The organism is Streptosporangium sp. NPDC023963, assembly GCF_040639135.1.
Classification (GTDB): domain Bacteria; phylum Actinomycetota; class Actinomycetes; order Streptosporangiales; family Streptosporangiaceae; genus Streptosporangium.
This window is the reverse complement of the sequence record NZ_JBEZZK010000002.1, coordinates 625189-640704: the sequence shown is the minus strand read 5'-3', so window position 1 is coordinate 640704 and position 15516 is coordinate 625189. Positions and strand designations below refer to the sequence as shown.

At 71.3% G+C, this 15516-nt stretch carries 12 protein-coding genes; 7 read left to right on the top strand and 5 right to left on the bottom strand.

Going from position 1 to position 15516, the window contains the following annotated elements; translation table 11 throughout:
- The first annotated feature begins 316 nt into the window (after positions 1–316).
- The 5 genes from AB0F88_RS08900 (at position 317) to AB0F88_RS08880 (ending at position 5940) form a co-directional block, all read left to right on the top strand.
- Positions 317–1609, top strand: coding sequence for a hypothetical protein (locus AB0F88_RS08900; RefSeq protein ID WP_362679252.1), 1293 nt, complete (start codon positions 317–319; stop codon positions 1607–1609).
- Positions 1594–2235, top strand: coding sequence for a DUF4129 domain-containing protein (locus tag AB0F88_RS08895; protein ID WP_362679249.1), 642 nt, complete (start codon positions 1594–1596; stop codon positions 2233–2235). The genes AB0F88_RS08900 and AB0F88_RS08895 overlap by 16 nt, the downstream gene beginning before the upstream one ends.
- On the top strand, positions 2232–3539 hold the full coding sequence (locus AB0F88_RS08890) for a DUF4350 domain-containing protein (RefSeq protein WP_362679246.1): 1308 nt from the start codon (positions 2232–2234) through the stop codon (positions 3537–3539). Before AB0F88_RS08895 ends, AB0F88_RS08890 begins: the two co-directional genes overlap by 4 nt.
- Positions 3540–3610: 71 nt before the next feature.
- Complete coding sequence (locus tag AB0F88_RS08885) at positions 3611–4573, top strand: MoxR family ATPase (protein WP_362680598.1); 963 nt, start codon at positions 3611–3613, stop codon at positions 4571–4573.
- A gap of 2 nt (positions 4574–4575) precedes the next feature.
- Positions 4576–5940, top strand: a complete 1365-nt coding sequence (locus tag AB0F88_RS08880; protein ID WP_362679243.1) for a DUF58 domain-containing protein — start codon at positions 4576–4578, stop codon at positions 5938–5940.
- A gap of 255 nt (positions 5941–6195) precedes the next feature.
- Here AB0F88_RS08880 and AB0F88_RS08875 read toward each other — a convergent pair whose 3' ends face one another.
- Positions 6196–7191 carry a stage II sporulation protein M gene (locus AB0F88_RS08875; RefSeq protein ID WP_362679240.1) on the bottom strand — a complete coding sequence of 332 codons (996 nt, stop codon included), beginning with the start codon at positions 7189–7191 and terminating at the stop codon, positions 6196–6198.
- Between the two features lie 37 nt (positions 7192–7228).
- On the opposite strand from AB0F88_RS08875, the gene AB0F88_RS08870 reads away from it, so the two are divergent.
- Positions 7229–8368: an RDD family protein gene (locus AB0F88_RS08870; RefSeq protein ID WP_362679237.1), complete on the top strand. Its 1140-nt coding sequence runs from the start codon at positions 7229–7231 to the stop codon at positions 8366–8368.
- Between the two features lie 226 nt (positions 8369–8594).
- Here AB0F88_RS08870 and AB0F88_RS08865 read toward each other — a convergent pair whose 3' ends face one another.
- A complete protein-coding gene (locus AB0F88_RS08865) occupies positions 8595–9980 on the bottom strand; it encodes a hypothetical protein (protein ID WP_362679234.1) in 1386 nt (461 codons plus the stop codon).
- A 279-nt stretch (positions 9981–10259) separates the two neighbouring features.
- Complete coding sequence (locus AB0F88_RS08860; protein WP_362679231.1) at positions 10260–11681, bottom strand: hypothetical protein; 1422 nt, start codon at positions 11679–11681, stop codon at positions 10260–10262.
- Between the two features lie 182 nt (positions 11682–11863).
- Between AB0F88_RS08860 and AB0F88_RS08855 the strand changes: the two genes are divergently transcribed.
- Positions 11864–12493, top strand: a complete 630-nt coding sequence (locus AB0F88_RS08855) for a DUF305 domain-containing protein (protein WP_362679228.1) — start codon at positions 11864–11866, stop codon at positions 12491–12493.
- Between the two features lie 50 nt (positions 12494–12543).
- On the opposite strand, the gene AB0F88_RS08850 is transcribed toward AB0F88_RS08855, so the two are convergent.
- Both AB0F88_RS08850 and ahcY read right to left on the bottom strand, forming a co-directional pair.
- Positions 12544–13785: an adenosylhomocysteinase gene (locus AB0F88_RS08850; protein WP_362679225.1), complete on the bottom strand. Its 1242-nt coding sequence runs from the start codon at positions 13783–13785 to the stop codon at positions 12544–12546.
- A gap of 198 nt (positions 13786–13983) precedes the next feature.
- A complete protein-coding gene (ahcY, locus tag AB0F88_RS08845) occupies positions 13984–15411 on the bottom strand; it encodes an adenosylhomocysteinase (protein ID WP_362679221.1) in 1428 nt (475 codons plus the stop codon).
- Between the last annotated feature and the right edge of the window lie 105 nt (positions 15412–15516).

The window sequence follows — 15516 nt, the reverse complement described above, 5'->3', positions numbered from 1 at the left end:
GGAGTTATTGGGATAAACCGCTCGATCGTCGAAGATTACCCTTGTCCGCCTACTGGATGACACCGGTCGACGACCGGGCGTCCAAATGACGAATTTTAGGCGCACGCAACGTGAAACGCGCAGTGGTGCCCCCCTACGGCCGCCGCCGGCCCCGGCGACTGCGGACGCCGGGCGGTGAGGACCACGGTCACAGTCTGCGGTAAACCACGGCGTCTCGGCCATCCCTCCGCCATCTCCGGCGCTCTCCGGAAGGATGAAACGTTCGCGTGATCGCCCGATCACCACGGATGGCGGGTCCACATGTCAGGATTGGGATATGTCAGACGGTCACGGCTCCACCCCCGGCGCTCCCGACACGCCTCCCGGCTGGGCGTCCAACCAACCGCCGCCGTACGGAAACGCCCCGGGATCGCCGTGGACCGCGCCCGGCCCGGCGTCCGGCACTCCCCAGGGCCCGCCCCAGGGGTTCCCGCCGGGCCCTCCGCCGGACCCCGGGCAGCCCTACGGCCAGGCGCCGTACCAGCAGCCGTACCCGCAGGGCCCCTACGGCGCGAGCGCGCCGCCCCCCGCGATGCGCCCCGGCATCATCCCGCTGCGCCCGCTCGGCCTGGGCGACATCCTCGACGGCGCGATCAAGCTGATGCGCTCCAACCCCAAAAGCGTCCTGGGCCTGTCGGCGATCGCCGCCGCGCTGGGCGCGATCCCCCTGGCGGTCGGGCAGGCGATCATGCTCGCCTCTCTCGCCCCGATCGTGGAGAACCCGGCCGCGACCCCTCCCCCGGAGAGTTTCCTCACCCAGTACGGCGGCAGCCTGCTCTCCTTCGCGGTCCAGTTCGTCGCGGTGACGCTGCTGACCGGCGTGCTGACCCGCATCCTGGGCCGCGCGGTGTTCGGCGGCAAGATGACGGCCGGCGAGGCCTGGACGCTGACCCGCAACCGGGTGCCCACCCTCTTCGGGCTGGTCGTCGTGAACCTCCTGATCCTGCTCATCCCGATGGCCCTGATCGTCGGCCTGTTCCTCGCGCTCGGCGCGGCCGGGGCCGGGGTCTCCGCGATGGCGATCGTGGGCGTGGTGGCGCTGCTCGCCTACGTGGCCTACGCCTTCTTCGTCACCACCCGGCTGCTGCTCGCCCCGGCGGCCGCGGTGCTGGAGCGGCGCGGCGTCGTCGACTCCCTGCGCAGGTCCTGGCACCTGGTGTCGGGCGGTTTCTGGCGGACGCTCGGCATCATGATCCTCACCCAGATCATCGCCTTCCTGGTCGGCCAGGTGCTCGCCTTCCCCTTCGTCCTGGGCGGAAGTTTCTTCGCCGTCCTCGGCGGGGGCTCCACCGGCGCGCAGATCGCCTCGGCGGTCCTCATCGCCGTGGGCGTCACCCTCGGCTCGATGATCACCTATCCCTTCCAGGCGGGGGTGAACGGCCTGCTCTACGCCGACCGGCGGATGCGCTCCGAGGCGTTCGACCTGGTGCTCCAGACCGCGGCGATCGAGCAGCGGCGGCAGGGATGGGTCCACGCGTCGGCCGACGACCTGTGGGATCCCTCCATCACGCCCGGGGGCCCCGCCGGGCACGGGTCCCCCGGCCGGGGAGCCCCGTGGTCCCACTCCTGACGTCCCCGATCGACGTCGAGCGCGAGGAGGCGCGGCGCCAGGCGATCCAGGAGCTGCTCAGGTCCGAGTACGCCAAGGAGTCCCTGGTCGACCGCCTCTGGCGGAACGTCAACCAGTTCCTCGGCGACCTGCTCGACCAGGAGTCCCTGGGCGCCGTCGGCAGCGTGGCGGCGCGGGCGGTCCTCCTGGTGATCGTGATCGGGATCGTCGTCGCGCTGCTCCTGATCGCCCGCAGGACCGCCGGGGGCGGCGCCTCCCGCGCGGAGGGGATCTTCGGAGACCGTCGCCTCACCGCCGCAGAGCACCGCGAGGCCGCCGAGCGGCTGGCGAAGGAGAGCCGGTGGGCCGAGGCGGTCCGCGAGCGGCTCCGGGCCGTCGCCCGCGATCTGGAGGACCGCGTGATCATCGACTACACACCCGGCCGTACCGCCGGTGAGCTGGCCGTCGAGGCCGGCCGCGCGCTGCCCGCGCTCGCCTCCGAGCTGGCCTCCGCGGCCCGGGTGTTCGACGACGTGACCTACGGCGAGGTGCCCGGCACGCCCGAGGCGTACGGGGTCATGCGCGATCTCGACGATCACCTGCGCGCGGCCCGCCCGGCGCCCGTCGTGCGGGCGGACGCGCCGTGAACCCCGCCGCGCCCGGACAGCCGGGATCGACCGCACCCGAGACCGCCCCTGAGGCCGCCGAGGCCGTCCCCGAGGCCGCCACCGGGGCCGTCCCCGAGCCCTCCGGGCGGACCGGCACGCCTACCGCCGGGCAGGCCGCCGCGCGGGACTCCGCGACGACCTCCGTCTCGCCGACCGCCGCCGGCCTCTGGCGCGGCGGCAGGGGCGCCCTCCTGGTGGCACTCCTCGTGGTCGCCGTCGCCGTCACCGGCGTGCTGCTCGGCGGCTCCGGCGGGCAGGGCAGGACCCTCGACCCCGCCGGCACCTCGCTGTCGGGGGGCAAGGGCCTGGCCAGGCTGCTGCAGGCGCGGGGCGTGCGGATCGAGCGGGTCACCTCGGTCTCCGAGGCCGCGGCGCTGGCCGGTCAGGCGGGTCCCGCGGGCAGCACCCTGCTGGTGAGCCCGGACTTCCCGCTCGACGAGGACGAGGCGGGGCGGCTCGCCGCGCTGCCCTCGGACCTGCTGGTGGCGGGCGTGCGCACCCACCTGAACGTGCTCGCGCCGGGAGTGGCCCCGATGCGGGAGGCGCGGGCGCGCTCCCGCGAGCCCCGGTGCGGGCTGCCGGCCGCGGAGAGGGCGGGCAGCGCCTACACCGGCGGCGTGGCCCTCACCCCACCCCCGGGGTCGATCGGCTGCTACCCCGCGGACGGGGCGCCCACCCTGGTCTCCCACAGCGGCGCGGGCCGGACGGTCACCGTCGCGGGCGACGGGCAGTTCATGACCAACCTGCGGCTCGCCGAGGACGGCAACGCCGCGCTGGCGATGAACCTCGCCGGCGGGCGGCCCACCCTGATCTGGCTGACCGCCCCCGAGACCGCCGCCCCCGCGGGCGGCGGCAAGGCGGGCTTCTACGACCTGGTCCCCGAAGGGGTCAAATGGGCCGTGGTACAGGTGCTCGTCGCGGTGCTGCTGCTGGCACTATGGCGGGGCCGCAGGCTCGGCCCCGTGGTGGCCGAGCGGCTGCCCGTCGTCGTGCGGGCGGCCGAGACCGTCGAGGGACGCGCCGGGCTCTACCGCGCGCGGCGGGCCCGCGACCGGGCCGCCGCGGCCCTGCGGGCGGGCTTCACCGACCGGGTCACCCCCCGCCTCGGGCTGCCCTCGGGGACGGGACCCGACGCGCTGGTGAACGCGATCGCCGAGCGGACCGGCCAGGCGGCGTCGCACGTGGGCGCCGCCCTGTACGGACCGCCGCCGGTCGACGAGGCGGGGCTGGTAGCCCTGGCCGAATACATGGACATCGTGGAAAGGCAGGTCGGAAAGTCGTGACCACACCACCGGGGAACGGCGGTCTCACCGAGGCGACCTCCGTCGTCAGGACCCCGCCCGGCGCATCCGCCGTGCCCGCCGCGCAGAGCGCGGACCGCGCCAGGGAGGCGCTGGGAGCCCTGCGCGCCGAGGTCTCCAAGGCGGTCGTCGGCCAGGACGCCGTGGTCACCGGGCTGGTGATCGCGCTGCTCTGCCGGGGCCATGTGCTGCTCGAGGGCGTGCCCGGCGTCGCCAAGACCCTGCTCGTCAGGACGCTGGCGGCTGCGCTCTCCCTCGATTTCAAGCGGGTGCAGTTCACCCCCGACCTCATGCCGGGCGACATCACCGGCTCGCTGATCTACGACGCGAAGACGTCGGAGTTCGAGTTCCGTGAGGGCCCGGTCTTCACCAACCTCCTGCTCGCCGACGAGATCAACCGCACGCCCCCGAAGACGCAGGCCGCGCTGCTGGAGGCGATGGAGGAGCGCCAGGTCAGCGTGGAGGGGTCGGCGCGCGGGCTGCCCGACCCGTTCATCGTGGCCGCCACCCAGAACCCCGTCGAGTACGAGGGCACCTACCAGCTGCCCGAGGCGCAGCTCGACCGGTTCCTGCTCAAGCTGACCGTCCCGCTGCCGCCCCGCGACCAGGAGATCGCGGTGCTGGAGCGGCACGCGCTCGGCTTCGACCCACGCGACCTGTCGTACGTCAAGGCCGTGGCCACCGCCGCCGACCTCGCCGCGGGACGCGCGGCGGCCGGCCAGGTACACGTGGGCCCCGAGGTGCTCGGCTACATCGTGGACATCGCCAGGGCCACCCGCCAGTCGCCCTCGCTCCAGCTCGGCGTCTCCCCGCGCGGCGCCACCGCGCTGCTGGCCGGGGCGCGGGCCTGGGCGTGGCTGTCCGGCCGCGCCTACGTCACGCCCGACGACGTCAAGGCGCTGGCCAGGCCCGCGATGCGGCACCGGATCCAGATACGTCCCGAGGCCGAGCTGGAGGGCGCGACCGCCGACGGCCTCATCGACGCCATCCTCGCCTCCGTCCCCGTTCCCCGCTGACCATGGCGCTGACGGGACGGGCCGCGCTGCTGGCACTGCTGGGCACCCTGGCCGTGCTGCTCGCCCCCCGGCCGGGGCCGGCCGTGGCCGGGGTGGCGCTGCTGATCGTGGCGCTGGTCGTGGTCGATCTGCTGCTGGCCGGGAGCGTGCGCCCGCTGCGCTTCACCCGTTCGGGCGAGCGGCTGGTACGGCTCGGCGAGTCGGTCGCGGTCGAGCTGATCGTGGAGAATCCCGGCTCCCGCCGGGCGCGCGGCGTGCTCAGGGACGCCTGGCCGCCGTCCGCCGGTGCCACGCCCCGGCACCTGCCGCTGGACGTGCCCCCGGGCGAGCGCCGCCGGCTGGTCACGACGCTCACTCCCACCCGCAGGGGCGACCGCGAGGCGGTCACGGTGACGGTGCGGTCGCTGGGCCCGCTGGGCGTCGCGGCCCGCCAGGGCTCGCACCGGGTGCCCTGGTCGGTCCGGGTGCTGCCGCCCTTCCTCAGCCGCAAGCACCTGCCCGCCAAGCTGTCCAAACTCAGGGAGCTGGAGGGCCGGCACCCGTCGATGATCCGGGGGCAGGGCACCGAGTTCGACTCGCTGCGGGAGTACGTGGTCGGTGACGACGTCCGCTCGATCGACTGGCGGGCCACCGCTCGCCGCAACGACGTCGTGGTCCGCACCTGGCGGCCCGAGCGCGACCGCCGGGTGCTGATCGTGCTCGACACCGGACGCACCTCGGCCGGCCGGGTGGGCACCGCCCCGATCCCGCTGGCCGGCGAGGTGCCGGGGGGCGCCGGGCGCGAGCGGTCGCGGGTCGTGCCCGGCTGGCCCCGCCTGGACTGGTCGATGGACGCGGCGCTGCTGCTGGCCGCCCTGGCCTCCCGCGCGGGCGACCGGGTCGACTTCATGGCCCACGACCGGGGGGTGCGCGCCTGGGTGTCCGGCACCGGCCGTACGGAGCTGATGTCGTCGCTGGTCAACGCCATGGCCCCGATCGAGGCCGAGCTGGTCGAGGCCGACTCCGCGGGGATGGTCGCGGCCGTCATGGCGCGGGCCAGGCGGCGCTGCCTGGTCGTCGTGCTGACCGATCTCAACCCGGCGGCACTGGAGGAGGGCCTTCTGCCGGTCCTGCCCCGCCTCTCCTCGCGGCACCTGGTGCTCCTGGCCGCCGTCTCCGACCCGCAGGTGGCCGAGATGGCCGCCGGGCGCGGCACCTCCGAGCTGGTCTACGGCGCGGCGGCGGCCGAGCACCTGAGCGCGGGGCGGCGCAGGATCACCGCCCTGCTGCGCCGCCAGGGCGTGGAGGTCGTGGACACCGCCCCCGAGCAGATCGCCCCGGCCCTGGCCGACGCCTACCTGGCGCTGAAGGCGGCCGGGCGGCTCTGAGCCGCGTGGCGCTCAACCGGGCGCCGGGCGCGAACAACCGCCTGCGCGCCGCCTGGCGCTGAAGACGGCCGGGCGGCTCCGAGCCGCGTGGCGCTCAACCGGGCGCCGGGCGCGAACAGGCGATTGTGCGCCGCCTGGCGCTGAAGACGGCCGGGCGGCTCCGAGCCGCGTGGCGCTCAACCGGGCGCCGGGCGCGAACAACCGCCTGCGCGCCGCCTGGCGCTGAAGACGGCCGGCGGCTTCGAGGTGGGGCGCTCAACCGGCGCTGGGGGCCAGGTCGGGGGCGCGCTCCACGTCGCCGCTCTCGCCCGCGGCCGCGGCCCGGCGGCCGAAGAAGATCACGTAGGCGAGGAAGGCCGCCTCCGCGACCACCCCGATGCCGATCCGCGCCCAGGTCGGCAGCCCCGAGGGCGTGACCAGGCCCTCGATGAGCCCCGAGATGAGCAGCACCACGACCAGGCCGAGGGCCACGCTCATCACGGCCCTGCCCTGCTCGGCCAGGGCCTCGGCACGCCTGCGCGGGCCGGGGTCGACGACCGTCCAGCCGAGGCGCATACCGACGGCCGCGGCGAGGAACACCGCGGTGAGCTCCAGCAGGCCGTGCGGGGTGATCAGTCCGAAGAAGATGTCGAGCTTGCCGCGCGAGGCCATCAGCCCGGCGGAGACGGCCACGTTGAACGCGTTCTCCCACAGGACGTAGGGGATCGGCAGGCCCAGAAAGATCGACATGATGATGACCTGCATCGAGACCCAGGCGTTGTTGACCCAGACCTGCCCGGCGAAGGAGGTCGCCGGGTTCTCCGAGTAGTAGTCGGCGAAGTCGTGTTCGACGAGCTGGGTGATCTCCTTGGGGGTGGCGATCGCTCCCTGGACATCGGGGTTCTGCCCCACCCAGACGGCGACGACCGTGGAGACCAGCAGGAACGCGACGCTCGTGGCCAGCCACCACCAGCGGGCCCGGTAGGCGACCACCGGGAAGGAGACCGTGAAGAAGCGGACGAACTCCCGCCAGGCCGGGGTGTGCGCCCCGGTCACGGCGGAGCGGGCGCGGGCGACGAGCGCCGACAGGCGGCCCACCAGGATCGGGTCGGCGGAGGCCGAGCGGACGAGGGAGAGGTGCGTGGCGACCCGCTGGTAGAGGTCGACCAGCTCGTCGACCTCGGCGCCGTCCAGCGAGCCGCGCCGCCGGACCAGGTCCTCGAGACGGTCCCAGGCGGGCCGGTGCGCGGTGACGAAGGCGTCGATGTCCACGCGGGCAGCCTATCCAGTCGAAGGTAGGGTGCTGATTGTGTCCGATGTCGTAACCGGCGAGGCCGTCGTCGTCGAGGTCCGTATCGCCCAGCTTCCGAGCAGGGCCGCGGCGCTGCTGATCGACTTGACGCTCCAGGTCGTGACGCTGTTCGGCGCCTCCCTGCTGGTCGGCAGCCTGGGGTTCCTGAACGATTCGGCACTGACGACGATGGTCTACATCGTGCTCACCGTGCTCGTGGTCGTCGGCTACCCGGTGGCCTTCGAGACGCTCACGCGCGGGCGCAGCCTGGGCAAGCTCGCGTTGGGGCTCCGGGTCGTCAGCGACGACGGCGGCCCCGAGCGGTTCCGGCAGGCCCTGTTCCGCGGGCTGGCGGGGGTCCTGGAGTTCTGGATGCTCAGCGGCGCCCCCGCGCTGATCAGCTCGCTGATCTCGGAGAAGGGCAAGCGGCTCGGCGACGTCTTCTCCGGCACCATGGTGATCTCCGAACGCGTCCCGCGGCAGTACGGGCCGCCGCTGGACATGCCGCCGCCGCTCGCATCGTGGGCGGCGACGCTGGAGCTGTCACGGCTGCCCGAGCAGGTCGCGGCCACCGCGAGACAGTACCTCATGCGCTGGCACGACCTGACCCCCGCCGTCCAGCACGAGATGGGCGTGCGCATCGCCACCGAGATGTCGGCCTTCGTGTCCCCGCCCGCCCCGCCCGGCGTGCCGCCGTTCGCCTACCTGACCGCCGTGCTGGCCGAGCGCCGCCGCCGCGAGCAGGCGCGTCTGTCCCAGCAGTGGCACGACCGGCAGCGGTCCGGTGAGCAGTGGGCCGGTCAGCGGTCCGGTGAGCAGTGGCACGACCGGCAGCGGTGGTCCGGTCACGGCGCGCCCCCGCCCCCGCCCATGCCCCACCAGGCTCACCCGCCGTCGCTCCAGCCCTACCCGGCCGCGCCACCCCCGCCGTACGCGCCCTCAGGGGACGGAAACGGGTCGTACGCCGGTGGTGGGCCGTACGCGCCTCCCGGGTCGGTGCCCGGGCCTCACCGGCCCGACCACCGGCCGCCGCAGCCGCGGATCCCGTTGCCTCCCCCGGCGAACCCGCCCCACCCGGCACCCCCGCCGCCCGCAGCCGGGCCCTCCACGCGGGAGCCCGGCGGCCTCACGCCCGGCGGATTCGTCCCTCCCGCCTGACCTCTTTCCTCGGATTTCCCTCGGATTTCCCCCCGGATCTCCCCCGGATCTCCCTTGGGCTTTTCTCGGACCCCCGCCGGCGCGCTGCCGTACGGGCGTGACGTCGACGGCGGCGCGGGAACGCGAAGAGGGACGGCGGGAGACCCGCCGTCCCTCTCCTCATGAGACCCGCGAACCCGCTACGGGTGTCTCATCGGTGCCGCTCGCCCTCGCGGGCGACCGCGCGTCAGTGACCGTGGCCGCCGTAGGAGGACTGGGTCTGCACGTTCAGCCGGTCCAGGCGGACGCCCTTGGCCGGGTCGGTGAGACGGTCGTCGATCTTGAGGACGTCCAGTCCCCTGCGGAAGTCGCTGGCGTAGATGTAGCCGTTGTAGTAGTACGCGGACCAGATGCCGCCGCCTCCGCCGTCGGGCTCGGGGCCGCGCTCGAAGAAGCCGAACTCCTTCGGCTGGGTGGAGTCGGTGAAGTCCACGAAGGAGACGCCGCCCTGGTACCAGGCCTGGACCATGATGTCCTTGCCCTTGACCGGGATCAGCGAGCCGTTGTGCGCGACGCAGTTCTCGGTGTCGGCCTGGTGACGGGCGATCTTGAAGTAGCTCTTGAAGACCAGCTTGCCGCGGACGATGTCGTAGTAGGCGTTGGCGCCGCGGTTCGGGCCGATCACCTCGTTGCAGGTGGCCTGGCCGCCGCCGCCGAGCTCGTCGGTGAAGACGACCTTGGTGCCCTTGTTGTTGAACGTCGCCGAGTGCCAGAAGGCGAAGTTCGGGTCGGTGACCCGCGCGGTGATCACCGGGTTCTCCCGGTCGGAGATGTCGAACAGGACGCCGTCACCCATGCAGGCTCCGGCCGCGATGTCCTTCTCCGCGTAGACGGTGATGTCGTGGCAGCCGCTGGTCGGCAGCAGCAGGCCCGGCTGCGTCTCGTTGCCGCCGTCGGGGAAGATGACCGGCGTCTTGACCACGGCCGCGGCGGTCGGGTTGCGCAGCGGCACCTTGATGACCGAGATCTTGTCGTGCGGGGGCAGGCAGTCGGGGAACGTGGCGTTCGGGTTGTAGGAGGAGACGTAGAGGTAGACGTTACGCCGGTCCCTGGACTTGCCGGGAACGAGTGTCAGGGTGTGGGAACCGCAGTTGGTCTCGACCGACTTGATGTACTTGGGGTTCTTCTTGTCACTGATGTCGAAGATCCGAACCCCTTCCCACGACTCCTTGACGCTGGCCGGCTGGCCGACGCTGTTGCAGGAGTCGTCGCTGCGGGAGTTGTCGACCGCGGCGAACAGCAGGTCGCCGTGGACCGACACGTCCATCTGGGAGCCCGGGCACAGGACGCCGCTGACGAGCTTGGCGCGCCTCGGGTTCCTGATGTCGTAGATCGAGAAACCGCCGTAGTTGCCGACGTAGGCGTAGTCGCCCTGGAAGGCGATGTCACTGTTGGTGGTGGCCTCAAGACCGGGGAGCTTGGGCAGGGTGCCCACGTGCGTCACGTTGGGGCTGGTGACGATCTCACCGGGTGGGGGAATGTCGGCGGCCTGGGCCGAGACCGTGGACATCAGCATCGCGGCGGCGGTCGCCGCCACCACCAACGCCCGGACGGTCTTTCGGGGAGCGAACACTCGGATGCCTCCTTGGAGCAGACATAAGGCATGCATAAATTAGCAAATCACCCCTCCTGACAGCCGGATCGACGCAACATGACTTTGTCACAATAAAATATGAGATGAACTCTTTACGGGAGTCCGAGAAAAGTTTAGGGTCTATGCCCTTTCTGTGATCTTTGGATTTTTCTCCGCACGCAGGACGGCCACCGGGCGCTCGTCGAGCGCCCGGTGGCCGTCACCGGGTGGTGGCCGTGGCCGTCGTCAGAGGTCGATGGCCGTGACCGCCCTCAGAGATCAGTGACCGTGACCGTGGCCACCGCGGTAGGACGCCTGGGTCTGCGCGTTCAGGATGTCGAACTTGACCTTCTCCGCCTTGTCCGTACGCCGGTCGTGGATCTTCAGGACGTCAAGGCCGAGGTTGAAGTCGCTGCCGTAGATGTGGCCGTTGTAGTAGTACGCGGACCAGAAGCCGCCGCTGAGCGCGGGGGCGGTGTTGTCGGGGCCGCGCTCGAAGAACGCGATCTCCTGCGGGTTGGCCGAGTCGGTGAAGTCGACGACCGAGATGCCGCCCTGGTACCAGGCCTGGACCATGATGTCCTTGCCCTTGACCGGGATCAGCGAGCCGTTGTGCGCGACGCAGTTCTCGGTGTCGGCCTGGTGGCGAGCGATCTTGAAGTAGCTCTTGAAGGTGAGCTGGCCGTTCTCGAGGTCGTAGTAGGCGTTGGCGCCGCGGTTCGGGCCGATCGCCTCGTTGCAGGTGGCCTGGGTGCCGCCACCGAGCTCGTCGGTGAAGATCACCTTGGTGCCCTCGTTGTTGAACGTCGCCGAGTGCCAGAACGCGAAGTTCTGGTCGTCGCGGACCGTGGTGGTCACCTTCGGCTCGATCGGGTTGGAGATGTCCATCAGGACGCCCTCGCCCATGCAGGCGCCGGCGGCGATGTTCTTCTCCGGGTACGCGGTGATGTCGTGGCAGCCGCTCGTGGCCGAGGTGCGCTCGGGGTAGGGCAGGGTCTCACCCGGGTTGCCGCCGTCGGGGAACAGGACCGGGGTGGCGACGACCGAGGCGGACGCCGGGTCACGCAGCGGCACCTTGATGATCGAGATCTTGTCGTGCGGCGGCTGGCAGTCGGGGAACGACGCGTTCGGGCTGTAGGAGGAGACGTACACGTAGACGTTCTTGCGGTCCCTCCCCTTGCCCGGGACGAGCGTCAGGGTGTGCGAGCCGCAGTTGGTCTCGACGGCCTTGATGTACTTGGGGTTCTTCTTGTCGCTGATGTCGAAGATCCGGATGCCCTCCCACGACTCCTTGGTCGCCGCGCTCTGGCCGACGCTGCTGCAGGAGTCGTTGTTGCGCGAGGAGTCGACCGCGCCGAAGAGCAGGTCGCCGTAGACCGACACGTCCATCTGCCCGCCGGGGCAGACCACCGAGCTGACCAGCGAGGTCTTGCTCGGCTTCCTGATGTCGTAGATCGAGAAACCGGTGTAGTTGCCGACGTAGGCGTAGTCGCCCTGGAACGCCATGTCGGTGTTGATGTCCGTCAGCGGACCGGGCTTGGGCACGTTCAGGACGTGCTCGATGTTCGCGCTCTTGGCGATCTCGCCGGGAGCCGGGATATCGGCGGCCTGCGCGGGGAACGCAGCCAGCGCCGTCGCGACGGCAACCCCGGCCACAAACAGGAAACGGCCGGTCAGGCCCTTCCCGAGGGGGGTGGACACTCGTGAACCTCCTTGACACATGCACCCAAATAAAAGGTGCATAAATGCTTAAATGGTTCATGGTGTACGGTCATCCGGCAAGCCGTCACAGTGTCAGTAACTGTTGCCGGTGTGCGGTCTTTACGGACCGGCCCCGCAGGGGTTACGGTCTTTCGTCACTGGACAATCGTGAAGGAGGCGGGGTGCGCGTCGCGCTCATCGTCGTGATCGCCGCCCTGTCTCTCAGCGCGTGCAGCTCCGAGCCCGAGCCGGCCCCGTCCCCTCAGGCGTCGGCGCCGATCATCGTTCCCGGCAGGCCGGGTGAGGTCGCCAGGACCGTCGGCCCGAGCGAGGCCGCCACGCTCGTGCCCACTCCCACCCCCAACGCGGCCGACGTGACGTACGTCCAGAAAATGGTCGTCCACCATCGCCAGGCCCTCGACATGGCCTCCCTGGCCCCGACCCGGGGCGAGCACGTCAGGCTGAAGAGCCTCGCCTCGCGCATCAAGGACTCGCAGGGGCCGGAGATCCAGTTCATGATCTCCTGGCTCCAGCAGCAGGGCCTGCGGGCCCCCGAGCACCACGCCGAGCACGACGCCATGCCCGGCATGGCCTCGCCCGAGCAGATGGAGGCGCTCAAGGCCGCCTCGGGCAAGGACTTCGACCGGCTCTTCATCCAGCTCATGACCGCGCACCACCAGGGCGCGCTCAAGATGTCCGAGCAGGTGCTGATCTCCGGCTCGCACCAGCGGATCGAGGAGCTGGCCAACGACGTCTCGGCCGGCCAGAGCGCCGAGATCCGCAGGATGCAGGAGATGCTGGCCGAACTCTGACGACGGCGGGCGTGACGGCGAGGCTCAGGCGGCGACGCCCGGGAGCGTGGCTACGAGCCGAGCCGCCAGGAGTGGAGATACTCCTCCTGGTCGGGGGTGAGCTCGTCCATCTCGATCCCGGCCGCGGCCAGCTTGAGCCGCGCCACCTCCACGTCGACCTCCCCCGGCACGTCGTAGACCCCCGGCTCCAGCCGCGCCCGCTCGCGGACCAGCCACGCCACCGAGAGCACCTGCGCGGAGAAGGACATGTCCATGACCGCGGCCGGATGCCCCTCGGCGGCGGTCAGGTTCACCAGGCGGCCCTCGGCGAGCAGCAGGAGCCTGCGGCCGTCGGCGAGGACGTACTCGTCGGTGTTGGGGCGCACCCCCCGATGGACGGCGTGCGCCAGGTCGTCCAGGGCACGGACGTCGATCTCGACGTCGAAGTGCCCGGCGTTGGCGAGGATCGCGCCGTCCTTCATCTCCGCCAGGTGCTCGCCCCTGATCACGTCACGGTTGCCGGTGACCGTGACGAACACGTCCCCGGCACGGGCGGCCGCCGCCATCGACCGTACGTCGTAGCCCTGCAGCGAGGCGTCCAGCGCCTTGACGGGGTCGATCTCGGTCACCACGACCCGCGCCCCCAGGCCCCTGGCCCGCTCGGCGACGCCCCGGCCGCAGTAGCCGAATCCGGCCACCACCACGGTCTTGCCCGCGAGCAGGGTGTTCGTGGCGCGCATGATCCCGTCCATGGTCGACTGGCCGGTGCCGTAGCGGTTGTCGAACATCCGCTTGGTCCGCGTGTCGTTGACCGCCACCACGGGGAACCTGAGGGCCTTCTCCGCGGCCATCTGGCGGAGCCTGATGATCCCGGTGGTGGTCTCCTCACACCCGCCGGAGACCGTCTCCAGCAACTCGGTCCGCTCCGTGTGCAGGATGTTGACGAGGTCGCAGCCGTCGTCCAGGACGATGTCCGGGACGATGTCGAGCGCCTGGTGGATGTGACGGTAGTAGGCGTCCATGGTCACCCCGGCCTGCGCGTGCACGACGACGCCGTACTCGCGGAGCGCCTCGGCGACGTCGTCCTGGGTGGACAGGGGGTTCGACGCGGCCAGGGCGATCTCGGCCCCGCCCGCCTTGAGGGTCCCCATGAGCACGGCGGTCTCGGCGGTGACGTGCAGGCATGCGGCGATCCGCAGCCCTTCGAAGGGCCGTTCGGCGGCGAACCGCTCGCCGAGGGCGGTGAGCACCGGCATCGCCCGCGCCGCCCACCCGATCCTCAGCTCTCCCTCGGCCACCAGAGCGCTGTCCACGTCTCTCCCCAGATTGCCGGAACCTCAGATTGCCGGGACCCCGGATCGCCCGGAACCCGGGACCCCGGGACCTCGAACTCCGGGACCCCGAACTCCGGAACTCCGAAACCCGAAACCTCGAATTCCGGAACCCGGAACCCCGGATCGCCCGAAGGCCCCCGCGAAGCCGCGGGGGCCGGTGGAAGTCGACCGAAGGTGTCAGTAACGGTAGTGGTCGGACTTGTAGGGGCCCTCGACGTCCACGCCGATGTACTCGGCCTGGGCCTTGGTGAGCTTGGTGAGCTTCACGCCCAGGGCGTCGAGGTGAAGGCGGGCGACCTTCTCGTCCAGGTGCTTGGGCAGCACGTAGACGCCGACCGGGTAGTCCTCGGTCTTGGTGAACAGCTCGATCTGCGCGATCACCTGGTTGGTGAAGGAGTTGGACATGACGAACGAGGGGTGGCCGGTGGCGCAGCCCAGGTTCATCAGGCGGCCCTCGGCGAGCACGATGATCTGCTTGCCGTCGGGGAAGCGCCAGGTGTGGACCTGCGGCTTGATCTCGGTCTTCTCGATGCCCGGAATCCGCGCCAGGCCGGTCATGTCGATCTCGTTGTCGAAGTGACCGATGTTGGACACGATCGCGTTGTGCTTCATCTGGGCCATGTGGTCGGCCGTGATGATGTCGAAGTTGCCGGTCGTCGTGACGAAGATGTCGGCGATGCCGACGACCTCCTCCAGGGTGGTGACCTGGAAGCCGTCCATGGCGGCCTGGAGCGCGCAGATCGGGTCGATCTCGGTGACGATGACGCGGGCGCCCTGGCCCTTGAGCGCCTCGGCGCAGCCCTTGCCGACGTCGCCGTATCCGGCGACGACCGCGACCTTGCCGCCGATCAGCACGTCGGTGGCGCGGTTGAGGCCGTCGATCACCGAGTGGCGGCAGCCGTACTTGTTGTCGAACTTGGACTTGGTCACCGAGTCGTTGACGTTGATCGCCGGGAAGAGCAGCGTGCCGGTCTTGAACATCTCGTACAGGCGGTGCACGCCGGTAGTGGTCTCCTCGGTGACGCCCTTGATGCGGGAGGCGACCTGGGTCCAGCGGCCCTCGTCGGTGACCGTGCGGCGGAGCAGGTCGAGGACGACGCCCCACTCCTCGGGGTCGTTCTCGCCCGTGCTGGGCACGGCGCCGGCCTTCTCGTACTCGCTGCCCTTGTGGACGAGCATGGTGGCGTCGCCGCCGTCGTCGAGGATCATGTTGGGGCCGTCGTTACCGGGCCACGTCAGGGCCTGCTCGGTGCACCACCAGTACTCCTCCAGGGTCTCGCCCTTCCAGGCGAAGACCGGGACGCCCTGGGGGTTCTCCGGGGTGCCCTCGGGGCCGACCACCACGGCGGCGGCGGCGTGGTCCTGGGTGGAGAAGATGTTGCAGCTCACCCAGCGGACCTCGGCGCCGAGCGCGACCAGGGTCTCGATGAGCACGGCGGTCTGGATGGTCATGTGCAGCGAGCCCATGATCTTCGCACCGGCCAGCGGCTGGGACGCGGCGTACTCCCTGCGGACGGCCATCAGGCCCGGCATCTCGTGCTCGGCGAGCTGGATCTCCTTGCGCCCGAAGGCCGCAAGAGAAAGGTCGGCGACCTTGAAGTCCATGTGTGGTTACCCCTCTGGTTGATGGCGGCGTTCGCCTCACACCCTCGCCCGTCGCGCTCGTCTCGCGATCGGGCTTCGCTCCGGGGCCGGGCTCGCCGTTCCATC

Excerpts from the sequence above, each read along its gene's own strand:
- AB0F88_RS08900 (WP_362679252.1), top strand. The coding sequence starts at position 317 with ATGTCAGACGGTCACGGCTCCACCCCCGGCGCTCCCGACACGCCTCCC.
- AB0F88_RS08880 (WP_362679243.1), top strand. The coding sequence starts at position 4,576 with ATGGCGCTGACGGGACGGGCCGCGCTGCTGGCACTGCTGGGCACCCTG.
- ahcY (WP_362679221.1), bottom strand. The coding sequence starts at position 15,411 with ATGGACTTCAAGGTCGCCGACCTTTCTCTTGCGGCCTTCGGGCGCAAG.